The organism is Desulforhabdus sp. TSK (assembly GCF_022836495.1).
GTDB lineage: Bacteria > Desulfobacterota > Syntrophobacteria > Syntrophobacterales > Syntrophobacteraceae > Desulforhabdus.
Window position 1 is genome coordinate 1 of the sequence record NZ_BQXM01000170.1, and the last position, 440, is coordinate 440.

Consider the following 440-nt stretch of genomic DNA (forward strand, 5'->3'; position numbering starts at 1 on the left):
GGATTGATTCCGTGATAGAGGCCGCTTGCGATGATCGCGAGCCACAGCCAGATCGCTGTCGGATCGACGCTGGCCAATGTCAGACCGACGGATAGCAGAACGAATCCGTCGAGCAGTCGCCGCCCTCGAGGCGGATCTGATGCGGGCGATAGCCCTCGGGGAAATCGACGAAATAATCCTTGGCGAGCTCGAGCCCGCCGTTGGCGCCGACATGGGCCATGACCTCGGCGCCCGGCACGCCGTCGGGATAGAACTGGTCGTCCCAGGTCGAATAGAGCGAGTTGGTCCAGTACACCCGCTTGCCGTCGCGGCTGATCTCGACCATCTGCGGGCCGCCGGCAAACGCCTTGCCGTTCGGATGCGGCGTGCGGCGGGCGATGCCGCCGATATGCACCGAGCCCGCGAGCTTCGGCTTGCGTGGATCGCGCACGTCGTATTGC

At 65.0% G+C, this 440-nt stretch carries 1 protein-coding gene; it reads right to left on the reverse strand.

Annotated elements, in window-relative coordinates:
• Positions 1–79: 79 nt before the first annotated feature.
• The coding region (locus MWC30_RS21990; RefSeq protein ID WP_244086329.1) for a selenium-binding family protein at positions 80–440 on the reverse strand (361 nt) is incomplete at its 5' end.